This window comes from Candidatus Defluviibacterium haderslevense, from assembly GCA_016712225.1.
GTDB lineage: Bacteria > Bacteroidota > Bacteroidia > Chitinophagales > Saprospiraceae > Vicinibacter > Vicinibacter haderslevensis.
Genome location: JADJRL010000003.1, coordinates 1,928,532 through 1,949,322 on the forward strand (window position 1 = coordinate 1,928,532; position 20,791 = coordinate 1,949,322).

Below are 20,791 nucleotides of genomic sequence, written 5' to 3' on the forward strand. Positions count from 1 at the left end.
ATGATTAGCTTTCTAATGTTCTAACTTTAGTCTTTATTCAATTCTATATGTAGAGGGCAGAAATTGCCAAATTAGCAAATTTTTTTCGCCAGCTTCGATTTTAGTATGGATTCCAAGTGTTCGATTAGAACATTTCAGGAAACTTATTAGGTTGTAATATGCTGATATTATATCACTATCATAACCATATTTGATATGCTTTTTGACGCAAATTAGAAAGGGATTGCTAAAAGCAATCCTATGGGATGAAAGGATTATTTAGTGTTGATTTTACTTATTATTTTGGAAATGGTGGTTTGTTAACCTGATTTTACATTTTTAAGTTATCCACAGGATTGGTATTTTTAAGCTTAATTTTAAATTTTTTGAACTAATAAAAAAGAAATTTGGTTGATTTGTTAATTTGAAATTATTAAATTAATTGCAAATTAAAGTTTGTTATTGTTCCTACAGATAAATTTAATTTTATGCATCTAAGAAAATGGATTTCAAATAATCCTTTAAGTATCCAAGATATTATTCAAATCATCCTCACAATTCTAACTCTTATAACTGTATTTTATACAATTAGAGCAGTAAAAGTATCAGAAAGGGCACTCGAACAACAAAAAACTGAGTCAGTACAAAATTATTTAAGGAGCAATACAAATGATAGCTTGGACTCAATTAAAAACAACATTATAATTGAATTGGCTAAAAGCCAAATTGAAGTACTTATGGAACAAGCAATAATTCAAAAAAATAATTCTCAATATATGTCAGAAGTAGAAAAACCAATTATTGGGATATCTAGAATTAGATTTATTTGTTTGTCCGAAAATTGTCAAAACATGTCGTTTAACTATCAAATAAAAAACGTTGGAGTAAGGCATTCAAAATTGATTGCTATTCACGAATATTTTTTTGATAAAAATTTTGGTAGAATGAAGTATGCTAATATTTGGTCAGATAAAATTTTAATACAAGACAATACAATAGAAAGGAATCCGGCTATAAAAATTAATAACCAAATGAAGGAAAGATTTAATTGGGATGAGTTTATTACTATAGACACTTTCTATTGTGTTCTTCAATTTGAATTCAAACAAATTAAACCTTTGATAAAAACTACTATGTTTTCAAACACTTATGCGTATAGATATTATAATAGAATAGATGAGCATAGCTCATCAGAAGGAATTTTTAATTCCCAAATATTTAATCTTAAAGAATGCAATTATTGGGATTCTGAAAGATTAAATATTGAAGTTGCAAAATATAAATCGGAAATAAAAAATTTAAAAATTAAAAAGAATTAAGTACTGTGTGATTGAATTTAAGGGCGCTTTTATTGGATTTTTTATTCTTTCTTATCTACCTTATGGGCCTCCTTTTTAATACCTTGAAATTCTTCAGCATTTATTTGCTTTTCAAGTAGATCAAAAATACTATTGTATTGTTCCATTAATGACTTAGTGAAAATATTATATACTTCATTGTCTTTAGTTATTTCACCTAAAAATGAAACATCACGATCTCTCCACTTTATACTCCCTGTATAAGTCAATGGAGCTTCAGGTAATGTAATATTCTTCTTCCATAGCTTTTCATTAAAATTACTTGAGCTTGCTGTAATAGTGAGTGTTGTTGTAAAAGATCCTTTGCCAAAATAAGTATACCAAACTGTTGACTGTGCCTTACTATCAACCATTAATTCTGCAAATGAAGGAGCTTTTTCATTTCTTTTAACCTTTCTCTCTAAATTTGAAAAATTTAAATCTATAACTACCTTAACAATCATGTCAGAATTCAATTTGTCGTTATATAGCATTTCTCCAATTTGATTATAAGGTCCTCTGATTTTAAACCCTTTAGAAGTAAGAAGTTCTTCAAAATCATTACCCATACTTTTTCTATAGGTATCAAATAAGCTACCATCCATGTTTGAATTACCATATTCAGGATTTAATAAAGCAATCGTTACCTCTGCTGATCCAGTTCCGGCAATAGTATTTGTACTGTAATCAAATTTAACTGGATTTTTATTTACTTGAATAAAAGCAGGTGCTTTTTTTGGAGAACACCCATTGAAGATTATTATTAAAAGGAAGAGCCCAATCTTTAAACAAGTATTTAATCTCTTCAAGCAAAGCCATTTTTTCATAATTTTAAAATTTATGTGGAATTATAGATTTGTCTTAATTGCAAAAACACAAAGGTAGAAGCAGGATACATAATCTTCTAAAACTCAGAGTTTTAAAATAATACTTTGAAGAATTAAATTATTACTGTAAATTTGTATTAAACTTGATTTATGAGCTTAGGGACTAAAATTCGAAAAATCAGAGAACTCAAAGGATATTCGCAAGAAAACATGGCGCATGCCTTAGAAATGAGTCAAGCTGGATATGGTAAAATTGAAAGAGATGAGGTCAATATTACTTATGATAAGCTCATGAAAATTGCTGAGGTTTTAGAAACTCAAATTGAGAATATCATCAATTTTGATGAAAAAACAGTAATTACAAATTTTAACCCAAAAATTCATCAACAAATTGGGTCGTATTATTATTCTTCTGAAATGAAAGAACTTTATCAAGCACAGATTAAATTGCTTGAGGAAAAGGTTAAATTTTTAGAAGATAAAATCAAACAATTGACACTTAACTAATATAATTATCGAATTCTAAATAAACTTGAACTAAAGAAAAAAAATATATGTTGAGAAAAATCGATGGAGACTCTTAACTCTATTTGGTCTACTGATTTTACCATCAACCTACTTGCTGGTTTTACTGAATTATTATTAATTTTTATTATTAAGCTAATTCGAGAGATTCTAATAAAAAAATTAACACTTTATAACAGAAAGAGATATTTATATGATAAAAGGTATATAGTACTTGTTCAGTGTATCATAGCTATTTTCACCGCAATGTTATTTCTCTATTTTAATTATGATTCATTAACAAAAAGGGGTGTGTTTATTTTAATGGCTCTTTTGTGTACAATTCTATGTATCCTAATTCTTAAAGAAACTTTTAAATTTTGGAATTTAGGATTAAGTCATATTGCTTCTCAAATTGCTATTGATACATATTCAATTGCGTTTAAATCAACTAATAGATCTTTTTATCTTGTCGGAACAAATGCTTATAGTTTTTCCAACTTATTAGAATTTGAACATATGTTAAAAAGAATAAGAGAATCAAGTGGAGATGTAAAATTACTATTAGCTGACCCAAATTCAGTCGGACTTGTAGAAGCAGCTAGTAACAGAGGGGTTAGAGAAAACTTATATGAAAATCAGGCAAGATTGTCGTTAGGACAAATTATTTTTCTAAAACGAAAACTTGGAATAAATATTGAAGTAAGAATGTACAATGCAAGAACCATTGATGAACTACCAATATTTAGAGCAATGTTCTTAGATGAACAGTATTGTGTTGCATCAATATCTGTTTATGGGAGAGCCGATAATGGTAAGTATTTTCCTCAAATCTTTGCTAAAAACAATTCTATGCAAAATAAAATATCAAAAACAATGTATAATATAGTCTATAGATACTTTAGAAGTTTATGGAATAATTCATTACAAATATCAACAGTAACTGAAAATGAATTATTTGAATACTGGACAAAACATGCTTTAATTATAAATAAAGAAAATGAATGATTATTTTAAAATAATTGGACCTGAATGGCCAGAATTATCCAATGTCAATGCTTTTACAATTTTATCCAATTCTAAACTTGGTGAACCAGTTTTTTTTAATGGGGAATCTGAAATAGCAAATGAGAATAGGAATAAATTGGAAATGTATATTAAACCTAAAATTCCAATTCATTGGATTAAACAAATACATAGCAATAAAATAATAGAATTACCTGCATCAAATGATATAGAAGCAGATGGATCATTTACAAATGTGCCAGGAATAGTTTGTGCAGTAAAGACTGCAGATTGCCTACCTATTGTTTTTACAAATTCAAAATGTACCAAAGTTGGCATCGTGCATGCTGGTTGGAGAGGACTATACAATGAAATAATTGGAAATATGATCGCTAAATTGAATGAACCAATTAAAGATTTATTAGTTTGGATTGGCCCTGGAATTTCTTCGGAGAGTTATGAAGTTGGTTCTGAAATTTATGATAAATTTACAAATTTGGATATAAATTTTGGAAGTGCTTTTACTAAAAAGATAAACGGCAAGTACCAAGCAGATTTATATATGATAGCAAAAATTCAATTAATTAATCTTGGAGTTAAAACATCACAAATTTCTGGTGCTAAGTGGGATACATTTTCTAATTTGGATTTGCATTCAAGTAGAAGAGATGGAGAAAGATCTGGAAGAATGGCAACAGTTGTTTGGATTAATGAATAAAATGGTCTTTAACTGATTATTAATGCAATTAATCATTTAAAAAAAACCATGTCAAAGCTAGCGATAATGAATCAAAAATCGCCATATTCCTATCCTCACTCATCCATAGTTTTCTTTCTGCTGGTTTATAGACTTTAAGTTCTTCAAATTCTGTCAGCAAGTGCTTGGCAATTTCATATTTTGTAACATGTTTCGGCCTAAAGACATCACGTATTTGGTCTCTGGAATATTGAATGACTGGAAGTTTTTCTGATTCCGCAAAAGCCATAATTTCATTAATGAGTTTCTTTGTCCTTTTACCAGTTCTGGACACTTTGCTTTCCGGATTAAGTAAAACAATATGTGTCGGCGGGAAGTCCTCAAACATTTTTTTGATTCTTTCCAAAATCCGTTTATTGCTAATTGGATTAAATCTAACTGAGCCAAACCCGACTAGCTTTCTGACATTTTCCATATACACAAAGCCAAAACCGTTTGTGTTTGGATACATTGCGAATATGGTGTTTATTTTCTCTATTGTTGTTTGCATATGATTTTATGTAGTTAATCTATTAAATGTTTGTTCGAGGAAATTAATTTTAAAGGTATTCTTTAATGTTATTTGTTCTTCTTTTCTTAGTTCGTTGATTAAATCTCTTATCCGTTCGACAATCTTCTGTTTTACTATCCTAGATTCCGGTTTTAATAATTCTTCAATTGGAGCATCAAAAATATAGTGATAGACAAGCAGTGTTTCATTGTTTGGTTCTCTTTGGCCTTTTTCATATCTGGATATGTTTGTAGTATCTGGTTTGTCAGATAAAAAAGATATTTCCTCTTGCATTAAAGGAGTTCGCTTGCGATATGCTTTTAAATAGTTTGGTATTGTAGACATAAATAAAAATTGGGCATCAGAAATAATTTTTCTGATGCCCTAAGTGTATTCTTATAATATGACCTATTGTAGAAGGTAAAATTTGCCAAATTGGCAAATTTTTTCGCGCACGTTCCACGTTTTGTGGATAATCTGTTGAATTGTAAGTAAACGATTATGGTGAAGTCATAATGTTTTAAATTAAATTGATAAAATAGGCACCTTCGCACCTGTAGGTACCCATAATCTACGGTAATTAAAAGGAACCGCAGACTGCAAACCAACGGTGCAAAGGCACCGTCAATGTATATATTTGTTGTAATTAAAATAAATTTAGTTTTTGCCTAAAATGAAGTTAGAGTGTCTGCAAGTCAGTAATTGATTCATTTCCGACTGCCTTCCTATATTTAATTATATCATAATAGAATAATGTGAACAACATTAGTGTTGCTACATTTAATGTCTTTTAAAGGGTTAAGATTTAAGTTTTAATCAAGATCATGTACAAGAGTAATTGACAAGTTGGTAAAATTTGTTCAGAATATAGTAAAAAAATCATTACGATAAATCATTTAATGGATGCTTAACCATTTGACTCCTCAAGTGTTCTGCACTGGCTGATAGGTAAATAGTAGTGGTTTTTATATCACTATGTCCCATCATTTTAGATAAAGAATAAATGTCACATCCACCTTCAAGCATGAGAGTGGCAAAGGTGTGTCTCAACTTATGAACACTAAATGTTACCCCTGAAGATTTGCGAACCTGATCGACTAACTTCTTTAATCCATTTTCAGTAAAGCCAATATTACCCCGTAGAGAAGTAAAATATTCAGGGTTTGTTTTATTTAGTCTTTTTCTTTCTTCTTGATATCTTTTTAAGCTCTGCGCCAGAGTATAACTAATTGGAACTATTCTATCCTTATTGCCTTTACCTTGTTTAACAAAAATAGTTAGGTTCTCTGTGTCTATGTCGGTGAACTTTAGATTAAGTAATTCTTGCTTGCGCAAGCCAGTAAATATGAAAGTCGAGAATATAGCATGATTGCGATACCTCAGAAACTTGTATTCATATGGGTAATTATAGACCACCTCTAACAATCGTAATGAAACTTGTTTATTTAGCTTTATTGGCAAGCGTTTTTCCATTTTAGGTTTCTCAATATCGATAATTGGGTTATTCTGCATATGCCCTTGTTTTATGCACCAACGAAAAAAGACCAATAACGTCTTGTGATAGACGATAAATGTATTTACAGACCATTTTCGTTCTGTTCTACCATAGTAAAATAAAGCCCTTACATTATCATCACTGACTTGGCTTATATAACTAATTTTTGCAAATTGTTGATAACTACGCACCACATTTCTATATCTTCTTATGGTATGTTTTGAATATCCACGAATAGACAAAGAATAATCACAAAACTTCTGCGACAAGATTTCTATATCCATACATTTTTAATCGCAAGCAGATTATTCTTTTTGAAAAAGTTTTGGAGCCGAGAACCTGTTCACCACGGGAACTGGTCGTTCAAAATGGCTCATATTGCCAAAAAACCTTTTAAAATCAATTATAGTACACTCATTTGGATTTGAGCAAGAGACCATCTCCTTAAGAGGAACAAAGAAGATTGATTTTCCAAAATGACCCATATAAAATAAAGATAAAACTGGATTTTGGGATTTAAAACAGGTGATGTCCTTCGACCTGTTTACCACTAAAATAACTTCAATTAAAATACTCTGCAATTGATACATTAAATTAATAAATTGCTCGACTGCAAAGTTATTATAGCAGATTTAAATAAAATATCCAAAGGTTAATTTAGAAGCATTTATTTTAATGTCTTTTAAAAAATCAATACATATGATATAATCAGAATCGTGCACAAAAGAAAATGCCTTGTTGACAACTTATTATATTACTAAGCACGCGCCCATAGCTCAGCTGGTAGAGCACTCGACTCTTAATCGAATGGTCGGAGGTTCGATCCCTCCTGGGCGCACTAACAAAATTGACAAAGTAAGTTGTTATATCATTCTTCTGATCTCAATGTACCCAATTCTTCGTAAATGAATTTGGGATATTGATTTAACAAAATATTATTATTTTTAAAAAACAGCTTAATATAATCATCAATTACAGATATTCTCCTTGAATGCTTTCTTAATAGATTTTCATCCCTGTCATTTGATAGCAAATACCTGTTAAACAAATCGATCAAATCATTTAATTTTAAATTCTTATTATGAAAGTAATCTTGATACATAATAAATGTATCAAGATTTATTAAAGTTAAATCAGAAATGTTTGAAACATTAAGATTTAATAATGAGATCTTTTTCTTGAATTCTAAATTAAGCAGGTAATTAATACCATTTGTTTCCAATGCTAAATCGGTATATACTAAAATTGGATAAATTTTCAACTTCTTAATTCTTTTATTCAAAAATACGTATCTTCCATCAGAAATGTCCTCAATAATATTTACAAGTTGAGAGACACCTATCTTGTCTCCCTCATCATCTTCAACTAACTTTTTGTATAATTCAGACTCAATTATTGAGTAATCATATGAATGCAAGGAATCTGCCGTAATAATTTTGTCTTTAAATTCAAATACAAATACATAATTTCCATTAAACATGAGTAAATCTGGAAGTGACCTCAATCTTAAGTTCTTCAAATCTGGATCAAAGTATTTAATCCAATTAAACTTCTCAAAACAATATTTCATCAAATTGCGAAATAGTTCAGCTTCTGAAAAATATTCTGAATACAAAGATTTTAATTTTGGAAAACTATCAATTTTTTGACCTAATATTGATAACTTAAACTCTTTCGCTGGTTTGATAATTGCAAATTGAATTCCATTGTATAACTTTTCTGTAAAGAAATTGTAATTTAAAATTAGAAATGCGTCATTGTTTAGTTGATAAATTGGATACTCTCTAAATGTTTTAAAATCCTTTTTATCTTCAATAGTTTTGCCATTAATGACTAATGTAAGTAGCCATTCTTTTTGTGGATGGTCATCTCGTAAGATTATTTTGTGAGAAAAACTTTTTCCAGAAACATAACCAGATATAAAAATATTTATAATATTTTTTAAGTATTGTTGCCAATTTTCAATATGGTAAAATTCAATAAATTTAAGATAAAGTTCTTTAAATAAATCATTATTGGATAAAAACTTAAATAATGAGATAGATTTATACATCTCTGTAATAATATTCACACTTTGATTTAAGGTGAGTTGAGCCAATTGACTTTGGACATAGAATTTTGCAAATTCATTAAGTTCTGTACCTTCTGGTGGTAAGTTTTTTAATTGCTTAGTTGTGTGTTTTTGATTATAATATAAGCAAGCTTTAAATAAGTTTAGTTCTTCCATTCCAGTCAACTCTAATCGATCTCCAGGAATATTGAATTTTAAAGCAAATTGAACCAACTCTAAATTTGAAATATGATTTAATAAAATGATTTCATACTCATTGTTTTTAAATTCACTAAATAATTTATTAATTTTATTTATTAGTTGATCCTCAAAGCTACGGCTTAATTTGTTAAGGATCATCAACTGAAAACCAAAATCAGATTCCTTTGTAAAGAGATTAGCCTCATTAAATGTTGTAAATTCCAAAATAAATCGTGATGGAATTGTTTTAAGTAATTCATTGATATCTATTTGTTCATAGTTATCAAATATATCTGAGTATTCAATTATTTTATTAATTCTCATAATTACAAAGGATTAGAACATTATTAGTCATCATTTTTAAAAACACCATCTACTATTGATTTACCAGAATTATTATAAATCCAATTAGTTATAAACTTCATTCCAATGCAAGAATGCCTGGATTATTTAAACTGCTTTCAAAATCTTAAATTTCCTTTAAATAATAGTTTGAAAGCAAAATTAAACAAAACTTTTAAGTATAGTTATATTTATTATGGGTTGCAATAACATATTTTCTATAAAATATTATAAATAACCTAAATTGATATTTTACTTATATCTTCCTCCATATTTTCAGTTTGTAAAGAACGTGAGTATTTCATTGTCATGGTTATGTTTTGATGTCCCATCATTTTTTGTATTTTAAAAATATTTACATTTGATTCTGCAAGTTTACATGCGAAAGTATGCCGGAACTGGTGAAGATGAAAGCTTATACCAGATTTCTCAGCAATACTTTTAACCCAATGTATTAATCCCTCTCTCGTCAAACCACCTTCACCTCTGTTAGAAACAATAAGCCATTCTGTTTTTAGACTCTTCCTCTCTCGGAAATAATCTTTTAAATGAAGAAGCAGTGTCGGATGTATTTTTAATACTCTTGTTCTCTTTGATTTAGAAGTTTCACCTCTTATTATGATTTCTTTCTTTTCTATATCAATATCCTTTACTTGGAGAGAAATAAACTCTCCTTTTCTTATACCGCAAAATAAAAGAAGACTAACCATGACTGTGTCTCTTCGGAGAAGAAGAGTATTGCTTGAACACCTAACAATTGCCGAATATATTTTATTGATTTCTACATCCTCAAGTCTTCGGAAATCGTCATAATTCACTTGTGGAGCTTTAATATTCTTCAAAGGATTTTGCTCCAAATATCCATTCTTACATAGCCATCTAAAGAATACAATAAGTTTACTGTATTGTGTTTTTATAGTTGAATTTTTTACTCCAGTTTTAAGCGTATTTTTACCCACTATTCTTGTTCGAGTTTTTATACGCATAAAATACAAGTTCAACATTTCAGGGGAAAGTTCTTCAGTCGAAGTGACTTCAGGCATTACTTTTGAAAATAGCTTAAAAACAGCAATATATCCACGAATCGTTTCGGGGCGTAAACACATTGAAAATTTGCACTCATTAATATAGTCACAAAAAATCTTTTCAAGCTGAGAAGTAATCAACTTCGTTCCATTTTCTTTATAGAATTTAGTTATTGGTTTTAATACTTTGTTATCATTTTCCATCCAACCATTTTAAATTATCTATTTTAGAAATGTAGAAGGTAATATTTGTCATGGTGGCAAATAATACCTTCTTTGATAGCAATATTATATCAATTATGATTTCTTAATGCAAAAGAATGTAAACAAAGAAATCACATATTTTGCAAAAGTTGGTTGGAGAAATGACCAAAGGCTGTTTGGCATTAAACAAGCTGATCGTTTAATGCATACTTACATGATTGGTAAAACTGGTACCGGCAAATCAACTTGTTTGGAGACAATGATTATGCAGGATATTGAACATGGTCGAGGATGTTGTTTATTAGATCCACACGGAGATTTAGTTGAAAAAATTGCAAAGAATATTCCAGAGCATCGAAAGAAGGATATAATTTATTTCAATATCCCTGATACAAATTTAAATTTGAGATATAATCCATTTAAAAAGGTCTCTTATGAAAAGAGGTCATTAGTGGCTTCTGGAATTTTAGATGTCTTTTCAAAATTATGGGATAGTGCATGGGGAGTGAAGCTAGAACATATCTTAAGACATGCTATCCTAACTTTGCTTGATCAACCAGAAGCTACTATTGCCGATATTTCTGAATTATTACTTGATAAAGAATTTAGGAGAAATGCACTTAGGCATGTAAAAAGTGAAAGTGTTAAGAAGTTCTGGAAAAGAGAATTTCCTGAATATCAAAAATATGACTTACTGCCTGTGATGAACAAGATAGGAGGAATGTTAGTGCACCCAGTTATTAAAAGAGTCTTGATTGAAAATACAGAGGAAGTATCCCTTCGTAAAGCAATGGATGATAAGAAGATTATTCTAGTCAATTTATCCAAAGGACATGTAGGTGCTGATGTTGCTCATATCCTCGGTGCTCTATTTATTACTTCAATAGCTTCGGCTGCTTTTAGTCGTGTAGATATTGATGAAGAGAGCCGAGTTCCATTTATGGTTTACATGGATGAATTTCATAATTTCACTACTTTGTCTTTGGTAAATATGTTTTCCGAATTACGAAAATTCAAAGTAGGGATGATTCTAGCTCACCAATATATGCATCAACTTGATGAGGATATTAGACAAGCTGTACTTGGGAATATAGGGACAGTTATTTCCTTTAGAATTGGAACTGAAGATGCAAAACATATGGCAGAAGAAATGTTTCCTGAATTTGATGTTCAAGATTTTATTAACCTTCCAAATTACAAGATATATTTGAAATTAATGATTGATGGACGACCTAGTCGGCCTTTTAGTGGGAATACTTTAAATGAGTTCAAGTACTAATTTATTTGAATAAGAATCCGAAAAAATATACCAAATTGAATGCGGTTGCCATACATGGTTTAGTTAGTGTGGTAAGCCATATCAAATTTACTACCTTAACAAAGTAACATCCCCCTTAATTAAGAATCTTTGCCCTGCTGCATTCTCCCAATTAATTAAATAAATATATACATTAGGTAGACATAGACGGTTATTAACCATCCCATCCCAACCATTACAATTCGATCCCATGCCATTAGGATAGGATTCACAGGAGTATACTTGTTGACCCCATCTCTCGAACAATTGTAAAGTAATTATTTTACTTTTGGAATCTGAGAATGTTATATTCCAAGTGTCATTTTTGGAATCTGCATTCGGTGAGAATATATTTGGAATAAATATTTCAGAAGTTTGATTTTTGACATGAATAAATATAGAATCTATTGCTGTGCATCCATTACCATCACTTACTTCAAGATAATAAGTTCCATCTTGAATAGCCTTTATTTCTGGATTCGGACAATCAGTGCAAGATAAATATTCTGATGGGTACCATCTGAATCTAGTCACATTCATGGAATGTAAACCGCTTAATGTATATGTGCCTCCACGAATTAATTCTAAGGTATCATCAAGATCTACAAAAATATCTTCGTATGCAATAACTGTATAATGGATTACTGAATCACAAGAATGTATATTCGATTTATGAACAGTGAATTCACTGGCAGTTGTATACCATAATTGCTCAATCTGGACCGAGTCTCCAATACAGAAATAGAATGTAATAGTTGTGGGTTCATGAATAGGAAAAAGGTGTACTTCTGTCATATGGAATGAATCGCAACCATATTGATTATTGAATTGAGTTATTATGGTGATCGAGTCATGATACCAGATATTATCTATTTGAATAGAATCCCCATTACATAAGTTATGAATAGTATGGGTAGCGGGCGAGATGGGATAATTAATGATGTTAATACTTAAAATAGAATCGCAACCATATTGGGTGGAGTAGTTAATGAGAAATGAAGTATCCTGCAAATAATAAGTTCCTTGGTAGAATAACGAATCCTTGACACACTTGTGGAAGTTTAGGGTCTCATGGAATGATGGAAATACGGTTGCATTATAAGTATAAATAGAATCACATCCTTCCTGGTTATTCCATATTATAGTATCACTTTCATTTGAAGTTATCCATTTTCCTCCATTTGGAGTGAATAGCCATACTGAATCTCCTTCACAGATTTGATAGTTTGTTGCAAATGATTCAGATCGTTTAGTTTTTAATGAAATTAATACAACAGAATCACATCCTAGTTGATTAGTTGATAGTATTCTTAATTCTTCATCATGGTGATACCACTGATTTTGAATAAATATGGAGTCTCCATTGCAGAATTCCATGACGGTCTGACTACTATCAATAGGAATCACACGAATTCTGATATTGATTATTGTATCACAGGCGTCTGGATAAGTTAGATAGATTTTTAACAATGTATCTTTCTTTATGTCTGTTATCGTTACTGTTGAATTAGGAAGTACAATACCATCTATAAGAAAGGAACTTGCATTCGTGTTAAATGCTATCGTGGATGAACTCCCCACACACACTAAAGTATCAGCTTGAGTAAGACTAAATTGATGTAAGCAGTGACATCTATTGACTTGAACCCTATGTGTATCAGATTTAAATCCACAACGAATCGGATAAGCTGCTATAACTCTATACATTCCAGTATCAGGAAAAACCATTGCAAGACTATCCCCAGATTGGAGGATGATTTGACCTCCATCAGGTAGCATCCATTCTGTTATATGTGGACAGGCCTCTTTCACAAGAAAATGAGCCACACTATCCTTACAAATTATTTTCTTTCCCTGAACTACAGCCCTATAAGGTCTTTCTAAACCTACTGCAAAATTCGGTGCAATTAAACCTGACTTACCTCCCAGATAGAAGTCATTAAGCATAAGTTCACAGGCCTGACCATATTCATTGGGCTGATGGATGACATGAAGGGTTTTAAAAAATTTCCTAAATGTAGTAATGTACATTCTATCATCTCTGCCTAGAACGGGTCCACCTACACCAAAACCCAATTGGTGAATTATCCTGTTAATTCGCTTCCTTACCATCAAAGAATCAGGATCCTGGAGGTCCACTTGAAATATTACATCAAAGGTATCTGCTAAAGTAAGATAAACTTTAGAGTCATCTGATGAAAAAGCAGAACCTATAAGTTCTTTTCTATTTTTAGCTGTTGTAATTGTATCAAATAAATCATACCCGTTTGAGATTATGCCTGTACTTGGATCGAATTGATGCAATTCTACCTGACTTGGATGTCCCAAAGTACATTCAATAAGGTGTTCACCAGAATTGGATATGGCTAATTCGCCTGTTTTGTACTGTTCATTTGATATATTATGTATATTCCCAGATATAGATGTTACTATTTGATTGAATTGAATACCACTGGTGTCTAATAGGAATGAATAAAAGACCTCTGTTACTGCATTCTGACAGATAATCCACCAATCACGTCCATTACAATGTTTAACTGCCAGCACTTGTTCGGAACTGGAATCTATGAGTACCTGTTCTGGAGTCACTACTGCGCCAAGTCCACTATCCTGACTCATATCTATCTGGACATATCTCAATTTATAAGGTGGTCCAGTTATGGTAGGAAATTGATCTGGGGTAAAAAAATAATATAAGGAATCACTACCAGGCTGGGGCAAGATAGCGCACATGACTGAGGACCGATTAGAGAATCGTGGACATCCTGCCATGATCTGGTGATTACGATTATAGATGTAATCATTATCTGAGTAGAAGAGTAGATTGCCCTGTTTACCACAGATACTCGAATGCCCTTCTCCTATACCTAAGGCACTGTAGAAAAATGAATCCGGCTGAGGTGTGCCAGATCGCCAATCTATCCCATGTGTACCCATATACCAAATCGAAGTCTCTAATCCAGTAGGACAATCTGACGGGGTGCTAAATGTATCTTGCTGTCCATAGATTAGAGATGAGGTGCTTTGGAATAGTATGACAATAAATAATAATCTTGAATACAATTCATTCATCATTTCTATTAGACCATATTTTTGAAGCATTTGATGCTTGGTACTATCTTTTAAATTACAAATTTATTATAATTTAAGAAAATATTTACATTAATATGTGCATTTGATTACATTTGCATATTCGTGCTACCTTGACAATCAACTAAACTATCCTCAATTCTTATATTTTAAAACTCAGAACTCATAAATTTTTGATTCATTTCTTAAATCAATTATATTATGAAAAATCTGTATTTATTCTTTCTACTTTTTGTTTTTTTTGACACCCATTTACTTCAAGCTCAAGCTTGTTCAATAAATGGAGAAATATCCGTTTGCCGGAATAATGTTTATAAATATGATGTTGGAATATCCGCTGGTGAGAAAGTAAGCTGGAAGCTTCAAAACATGAAAGGCAGAATTCTTAGTGTTAACTATGATTCTGTAGCCATCTTGTGGACCAAAGCAGGAACAGAATCACTATTGGCTGAAGTCCGAGATGTCAATGGAAATCTTTTAAGAACTTGTACATTGACTATTATTATAAAAGACTTCGAATATTTTACAATAGAATATTTTCCTAAACCTCCAGAGAAAGCTGATAATCAAGCCTGTAAAGGCGATCTCTTACAATTTATTACCAGACATCTAAGTAATTATTCTTATCGGTGGACTTATAATGATTCCATACTTGTAGACAGTACATCTCATTCTATAAATATTATTATGGGATCAGAACAAATGGTTGATGTATGTGTAGAGATCACGAATGAAGTAAATGGATGTATGGAGAAGTTGTGCAAACGAATCTACTTGTTTGACCTGCCTCAGTTTAGTTTTAGAATAGATTCCAGTTCTTCTAGGAATTTCTGTACGCATTCAGAAATTATTTTTAAGGCTGATCCACCTGCCATTTCTGGTCCAAAGTTTTTAAATAACTATGAATGGTCTGTGATTTCTAATAATCAGATATTAACATCTTCTTCTCAAACCTACTATTCACCATTTAATTATACCTTTTTAACCAGTGGGAATTATATAGTCAAACTCACCGTAACCAATCAATACGGATGCAGCCATTCGGAATCCATGGAACTCACTATTGAAGATGGAAATTCATCTCTTAACCAATTCACTAATGTAATATGTAAAGGACAATCAGTAACATATACTACTAATAATTTATGCACTTCATATCATTGGGGTGTAGAAGGTGGTACAATACAGCACGTATCAAATGATAGTTGTACCATATTATGGGATAAAGATCCTACTTCCGGATATGGTATCATCAGAATAACTAAATCAGGATGCCCTACGGGAGTATGCGATGAAGAAGAATTCTATAAAGTCTATATCATGGGAGGAGATAATCCCATAAAAGGGGAGGTCTATTTTTGTTCTGGTCAATTCCAACAGCCCTATTCCATAAATCCAATTCCTAACGCAAGCTATATATGGCGAATATCATCAAAGAATGGTTCAGGAAATATAAGCTTATCTGATTCTACCAAGCCAATTTGTTTTGCAAATTTTTTATCTTTTACCGGAACATTTACATTAAGCTGTGAAGTTAAATCATCCATTCCTGCCTGCAGCACTTATCAGAGTACGACCAATATAACTGTATACAACTTTAGTATTAACGGTAATACTTTAGTATGTTATGGAGAAGATGCTACTTTTGTCATTGCACCAGCAATGTCGGGAAGTAATAAACATGTTATTCTAAAACTTAACGGTATCATACAATATGAATATACTACTATTGATACAGTGATTACAATACCTCATCAATACTTGAGCCAATCAGATGATCATTACAAAATAGAAGTCATAATAGATATGGGTCAAAGTATGACTTGTACGATTACCAAAGATTTCAAAGTGATGGATCCTGTACTTCCACCTTTTTCAATTATGGGTCCTGATATAATTTGTCCCGACACTGAGTACAGATACTCCACAGATAATGTAGGTTCAAATAAAATATCCTGGGAGATCAAGAATGGAATGATCATTGACACCGCTAATGCCGCTGTATTAGTCACATGGCTCGATACCACCGCTGATAAAGTCCTTAAGGTGCGAAGAGAATTCAATGGATGTCTCTCTGAGTATACTTCATTGGAAGTATTACTGAAGAATATCTCCACAATTGACATACTTGGTCCTGATACTGTCTGTGTAGAATCTATGAATGATTATACATGCAATGAATCCACTGCAGATAATTATGATTGGAGCATTATCCCTACTGACGCAGGAAGAATTACTTCGTACCGTAATGATAGTATGACAGTTGAATGGAGTAATATAAATGGACTTCATACGGCCACTATTAGGCTGATTATCCATTATTGTAATAATAAATCCTTAACCAAAGATAAAATAGTGTATCTCTCTCAAGGAGATACAATGAAGATTAATCATGTGAACAACTGTCTTGGTGATTCTACATTACTATATATGTCCCAACATTATAGTAATACTTATGAATGGGACTTCGGAGATGGTTCAACTAAGGTAACTACTTCGTCAGATTCAGTATGGCATCATTTTAATCAAGATAATAATTATAATGTAACTGTCCAAGCAACACAACCCAATTCATGTATCATTCAGAATCCTACATTCCATAATATTCAGATTTATCCAAAGCATAAATTGAGATTCGTATATGCAGAGATATGTCCTCATGAATCTGCATTGGTTCAGACATGTGATGAATTATTGTGTATTCCACCAAACATACATTTTATGAAGTATGTAAAATTCTCTGCATCCGGAGTACCCAATAGTGGGGATTACCGATTCACTATCAATCGGAATAATCAGCTGTGGTATACTGTAAATTCTACTTCCCCTACCTTACTCATCTATGGAAATCAGTTTAGTGGTACTGAATTCAAGCTTCAGATCATAATAGAATCCATAGGGAATATCCCATGCATTACTCCTGACACATTAACATTATTGGCCTGTGAGGATGTTCCTCCAGTCATCTGTAATGCCAAAGAAATCCAGATAAGTATAGATACATTATACTTTGACAAATGTAATACTGCTAATTATGAAGGAACAATAGAAGTCTTTGGTGACTCCGATATCATTTATAAAGAATGGCAGATATTCGAAGGTAATTCAACTCCAATAATTCGTAACATTGTTGCCCAATCACAATTACTTGATCAACAATACACTTTCCAGAATGCAGGTCCTTACAGAATAGATCTGGTAGCAGGTAGAAAGAGTATTGATGAAGATTCTACAATCCAGATTTGTGATACGGTAGCTAGTAGATCAGGTATCATCAATACCATTCCAGATATTATCTATAAATGGGAATGTAATGGAAGTGCATACAAACTAATAGCATATGCTTCCGGTACTTATTATAATCCTACAGGTGCTACACCAGTTCATGAATGGTATGTTAATAATAAGCATATTGGAATGCATGATACGATAATTTTAGATTCATTGACTTATTCAGGTAATTCGGTCAATCTTAGGTTAGTATCTTCCATTTCAACTAACTCTTGTGAAAGCAAGTTAAATGTACCCATACCGAAACTAAACACAGCAACAATAATTCAAATGGATTCAAGTTGTCGAAATAATCTAATATCTTTTGTTTCAAACGTTCTACCTGTGAATTATCCAAAAATAAGTAGCTATTTATGGGATTTTGGAGACAATAGTTTTTCCAAAACAAAAAATCCACAACATACATTTAAAGATACTGGAACTTATACTGTTCAATTGACTATAATCAATGAGTTCGGATGTACATATCTTGCAGAAAAACTCATAAAGGTATTACCCAATGAATTAGATGGTTATGTTTCATCTGTACCTGATACTTGCAGATCACAATACAAACTTGAATTTAATCAAACACATGGTAATCAAATTCAAAAATATAAATGGAATACAGGTGGTCTATTTAATTCTATAAACGTAAATTCTAGTAATAGCTACAGAGTAACAGTAACTGATGTCAACGGGTGTAAGTATGAATCACAAAAGGAAGTATTGATTAATGATCCATTAATAACTATAGAAGGACCAGATAAAGGGTGCCCTAATGAATTCGCAGAATTTACAATATTTACAGTTGGGGATTATAATCTAAAAGTAAGTACAGGATTAACAACATGGTTAAGCACAGGCAATAATAAATATCTTATAAAAATCCCTTTAAATAATGACAGTATTATTATAAAGGTGGAGGCTAAAAAAGGAAATGTGGTCTGTAAAACAATTACAAAAGTTGTCAAAATAAATAAAATTACTAACTTCGAATTAATTAAAGACAGTATCACTTGTGATCCGTTTAGATTGAGAATTAAAACTAACCCAGTATTTAGTGTTATTTGGAATGATCAAAATGGAATAATTTCAAGTGGTCCATCTATTCTAATTTCAAAAAAGGGAGATTATGGTGCGACTTTTATCGACTCTTCGGGATGTTTTTTGTATGTAGAAACACCAATTCAAGGCAGACCAAGAGTTGGAATTAATATAACTGGGGAAGATTACATATGTGATTCCATATTTTTCGATGGTATTCCGAAAAAAATAAATTTTTTGATAACAGAATATTTAGCTTCATCTTGGAAAATTCAGGTAGGTGATTCGGTAGTTGATTTTGGTAATGGTTCTAATCCACGATCCTTAACACTTACTGAAAAAATGGAAAATCAAGAAATCAAGTTAGTTGTAACGGATGCCTTTGGATGTCAAATAGAATCGAAGGCATACAAATTTCATATACTTCCATGTAGTTGTAATGCATCTTATGTGACTATTGCGGCGTCTCTAGATCATTATACAGATTCTGCTGATTATGATATATATAAAGTTATTGGAGCAATACGTATACCTACAGGTTTTAACATTTGTCCGGAAGGTTTAGAATTTCTTAACCCTGTAGAATGGATTCGATACCCTACATTAGTTCAAAATGGACCATACATTGAATTGAGAAATGGACTTGTAAGACAACCCCGTGATTCATGTAATGGTACGGTCCAATTCACTGTTCATTGGTGCAAAGGCGAAATAACATGTTCAAAGACGCAAACTTTATACTACGATTGTTGTCCTATAGAACCTGACATTTGTGATCTCAGAGTTAACCAAGTACAATGCAATTATCCTAGTATGGGATCTGTTAGCATCGACCTTGAAGTATATCTTAAAGAAGCATTTATACTGAATAGTGCTTGTCGAAATGGAATCATCACGATTGAGTATCCTTTAACAAATGTAATTAGTTCGCCTCCATATTATTTCACGCTAACCGAACATGGTCCATCCACTCATAACATCTCATTCACTGGCACTATGGGACAAAGTCCATTTTGCTTTTATGTAAGAATAAAATCTACAAACTTAGCATGTCATGAAGAATGTATACTTGGTCCAATTTGCATAAATCCATACACGTGTCAGGTCATTAATGGTAACCAATTCGCTATCATAACAAATAATTGTGGTAGCCAAAATGGAGATGGAACAAATTCATGGAATATTCTGACTCAGATAAATAACCCTGATGGTCAATATGTGATAGAATCAGTTAATGCCAATGGTGGTGCGATGCAAGATAATTATTATGACATAAATGGAATCCATTCTACATTAATTCTGCCTTCAAGCTCTACAAGTGCAGCAATTCAACTTTTAGTGCATGATTTAAACCAAGGTATAGTATTCACTACAGAAAAAACTATTTCATTGGACCAATGTATTATGGGTCACAGCAAAAAGGAAGTAAATACAACACCTTTGTATACACTTCAGACCGTTCCAAATCCATCTTCTCATTTAACCACTTTCTATTATAAAATTGTTAAGAATCCAATTTCACCAATTCTAAAAATATATAATATTGCTTCAAATCAAGAAATAATTAAAATCAAATGTAATGATCATGGGTTTACAGAGTTTGATGCTAGTATTTTACCTTCTGGAGTTTATTACATTATTTTAGAAGAAAATGGTTTCAAACGAAATGTTCAAAAATGGGTAGTATTAAGATAATTTAATTGCTTAGTAATTATTTAGTAAAAAGTCCTTTGAGTTTTATTTCTCAAAGGACTTTTTATTTAGATGGGTTAATGTATCCATAATGATTGGAAACAAATGCTTTTTTACATCATACATATATTAGATATTGCCAAATTGGCAATTAATACCCTCTACATCAACATTCAAAC

Annotated in this window: 13 protein-coding genes and 1 tRNA gene; 7 read left to right on the plus strand and 7 right to left on the minus strand. The window is 31.4% G+C overall.

The annotated features are described in order from the left end of the window. The first annotated feature begins 467 nt into the window (after nt 1–467). Nucleotides 468–1,298: a hypothetical protein gene (locus IPK88_07760; GenBank protein ID MBK8243305.1), complete on the plus strand. Its 831-nt coding sequence runs from the start codon at nt 468–470 to the stop codon at nt 1,296–1,298. Between the two features lie 41 nt (nt 1,299–1,339). Here the strand turns inward: IPK88_07760 and IPK88_07765 are convergent, their stop codons facing one another. Then, on the minus strand, nt 1,340–2,143 hold the full coding sequence (locus IPK88_07765) for a hypothetical protein (protein ID MBK8243306.1): 804 nt from the start codon (nt 2,141–2,143) through the stop codon (nt 1,340–1,342). Nucleotides 2,144–2,293: 150 nt separating this feature from the next. Between IPK88_07765 and IPK88_07770 the strand changes: the two genes are divergently transcribed. The 3 genes from IPK88_07770 (at nt 2,294) to pgeF (ending at nt 4,370) form a co-directional block, all read left to right on the plus strand. Next, nucleotides 2,294–2,650 carry a helix-turn-helix transcriptional regulator gene (locus IPK88_07770; protein ID MBK8243307.1) on the plus strand — a complete coding sequence of 119 codons (357 nt, stop codon included), beginning with the start codon at nt 2,294–2,296 and terminating at the stop codon, nt 2,648–2,650. A 63-nt stretch (nt 2,651–2,713) separates the two neighbouring features. Continuing rightward, nucleotides 2,714–3,655, plus strand: coding sequence for a hypothetical protein (locus IPK88_07775; GenBank protein MBK8243308.1), 942 nt, complete (start codon nt 2,714–2,716; stop codon nt 3,653–3,655). After that, entirely contained in the window at nt 3,648–4,370 is a 723-nt protein-coding gene (gene pgeF / locus IPK88_07780) for a peptidoglycan editing factor PgeF (protein MBK8243309.1), read from the plus strand. Before IPK88_07775 ends, pgeF begins: the two co-directional genes overlap by 8 nt. A 28-nt stretch (nt 4,371–4,398) precedes the next feature. Here the strand turns inward: pgeF and IPK88_07785 are convergent, their stop codons facing one another. The 3 genes from IPK88_07785 to IPK88_07795 all read right to left on the minus strand — a co-directional run bounded on the left by IPK88_07785 (nt 4,399) and on the right by IPK88_07795 (nt 6,663). Then, nucleotides 4,399–4,899, minus strand: a complete 501-nt coding sequence (locus IPK88_07785) for a hypothetical protein (protein ID MBK8243310.1) — start codon at nt 4,897–4,899, stop codon at nt 4,399–4,401. Between the two features lie 6 nt (nt 4,900–4,905). Continuing rightward, nucleotides 4,906–5,244 carry a helix-turn-helix transcriptional regulator gene (locus IPK88_07790; protein ID MBK8243311.1) on the minus strand — a complete coding sequence of 113 codons (339 nt, stop codon included), beginning with the start codon at nt 5,242–5,244 and terminating at the stop codon, nt 4,906–4,908. A gap of 537 nt (nt 5,245–5,781) precedes the next feature. Continuing rightward, nucleotides 5,782–6,663: a tyrosine-type recombinase/integrase gene (locus IPK88_07795; protein MBK8243312.1), complete on the minus strand. Its 882-nt coding sequence runs from the start codon at nt 6,661–6,663 to the stop codon at nt 5,782–5,784. A 496-nt stretch (nt 6,664–7,159) separates the two neighbouring features. Between IPK88_07795 and IPK88_07800 the strand changes: the two genes are divergently transcribed. Further along, nucleotides 7,160–7,232 (plus strand) — tRNA-Lys (locus IPK88_07800). Between the two features lie 30 nt (nt 7,233–7,262). Here the strand turns inward: IPK88_07800 and IPK88_07805 are convergent. Beyond that, nucleotides 7,263–8,969, minus strand: coding sequence for a hypothetical protein (locus IPK88_07805; GenBank protein ID MBK8243313.1), 1,707 nt, complete (start codon nt 8,967–8,969; stop codon nt 7,263–7,265). 257 nt (nt 8,970–9,226) lie between these two features. After that, a complete protein-coding gene (locus IPK88_07810; GenBank protein ID MBK8243314.1) occupies nt 9,227–10,216 on the minus strand; it encodes a site-specific integrase in 990 nt (329 codons plus the stop codon). 106 nt (nt 10,217–10,322) lie between these two features. On the opposite strand from IPK88_07810, the gene IPK88_07815 reads away from it, so the two are divergent. Beyond that, nucleotides 10,323–11,495 carry a type IV secretion system DNA-binding domain-containing protein gene (locus IPK88_07815; protein ID MBK8243315.1) on the plus strand — a complete coding sequence of 391 codons (1,173 nt, stop codon included), beginning with the start codon at nt 10,323–10,325 and terminating at the stop codon, nt 11,493–11,495. 90 nt (nt 11,496–11,585) lie between these two features. Here IPK88_07815 and IPK88_07820 read toward each other — a convergent pair whose 3' ends face one another. Then, nucleotides 11,586–14,615, minus strand: coding sequence for a gliding motility-associated C-terminal domain-containing protein (locus IPK88_07820; GenBank protein MBK8243316.1), 3,030 nt, complete (start codon nt 14,613–14,615; stop codon nt 11,586–11,588). Nucleotides 14,616–14,804: 189 nt separating this feature from the next. On the opposite strand from IPK88_07820, the gene IPK88_07825 reads away from it, so the two are divergent. After that, on the plus strand, nt 14,805–20,615 hold the full coding sequence (locus IPK88_07825; GenBank protein MBK8243317.1) for a PKD domain-containing protein: 5,811 nt from the start codon (nt 14,805–14,807) through the stop codon (nt 20,613–20,615). Nucleotides 20,616–20,791 lie beyond the last annotated feature (176 nt).

What these genes read in the sequence shown, in the direction of transcription:
- pgeF (MBK8243309.1), top strand. Translation starts at nt 3,648, where the DNA reads ATGAATGATTATTTTAAAATAATTGGACCTGAATGGCCAGAATTATCC.
- IPK88_07765 (MBK8243306.1), bottom strand. Translation starts at nt 2,143, where the DNA reads ATGAAAAAATGGCTTTGCTTGAAGAGATTAAATACTTGTTTAAAGATT.
- IPK88_07815 (MBK8243315.1), top strand. Translation starts at nt 10,323, where the DNA reads ATGCAAAAGAATGTAAACAAAGAAATCACATATTTTGCAAAAGTTGGT.
- IPK88_07785 (MBK8243310.1), bottom strand. Translation starts at nt 4,899, where the DNA reads ATGCAAACAACAATAGAGAAAATAAACACCATATTCGCAATGTATCCA.
- IPK88_07820 (MBK8243316.1), bottom strand. Translation starts at nt 14,615, where the DNA reads ATGCTTCAAAAATATGGTCTAATAGAAATGATGAATGAATTGTATTCA.
- IPK88_07790 (MBK8243311.1), bottom strand. Translation starts at nt 5,244, where the DNA reads ATGTCTACAATACCAAACTATTTAAAAGCATATCGCAAGCGAACTCCT.
- IPK88_07825 (MBK8243317.1), top strand. Translation starts at nt 14,805, where the DNA reads ATGAAAAATCTGTATTTATTCTTTCTACTTTTTGTTTTTTTTGACACC.
- IPK88_07775 (MBK8243308.1), top strand. Translation starts at nt 2,714, where the DNA reads ATGGAGACTCTTAACTCTATTTGGTCTACTGATTTTACCATCAACCTA.
- IPK88_07805 (MBK8243313.1), bottom strand. Translation starts at nt 8,969, where the DNA reads ATGAGAATTAATAAAATAATTGAATACTCAGATATATTTGATAACTAT.
- IPK88_07770 (MBK8243307.1), top strand. Translation starts at nt 2,294, where the DNA reads ATGAGCTTAGGGACTAAAATTCGAAAAATCAGAGAACTCAAAGGATAT.
- IPK88_07760 (MBK8243305.1), top strand. Translation starts at nt 468, where the DNA reads ATGCATCTAAGAAAATGGATTTCAAATAATCCTTTAAGTATCCAAGAT.
- IPK88_07810 (MBK8243314.1), bottom strand. Translation starts at nt 10,216, where the DNA reads ATGGAAAATGATAACAAAGTATTAAAACCAATAACTAAATTCTATAAA.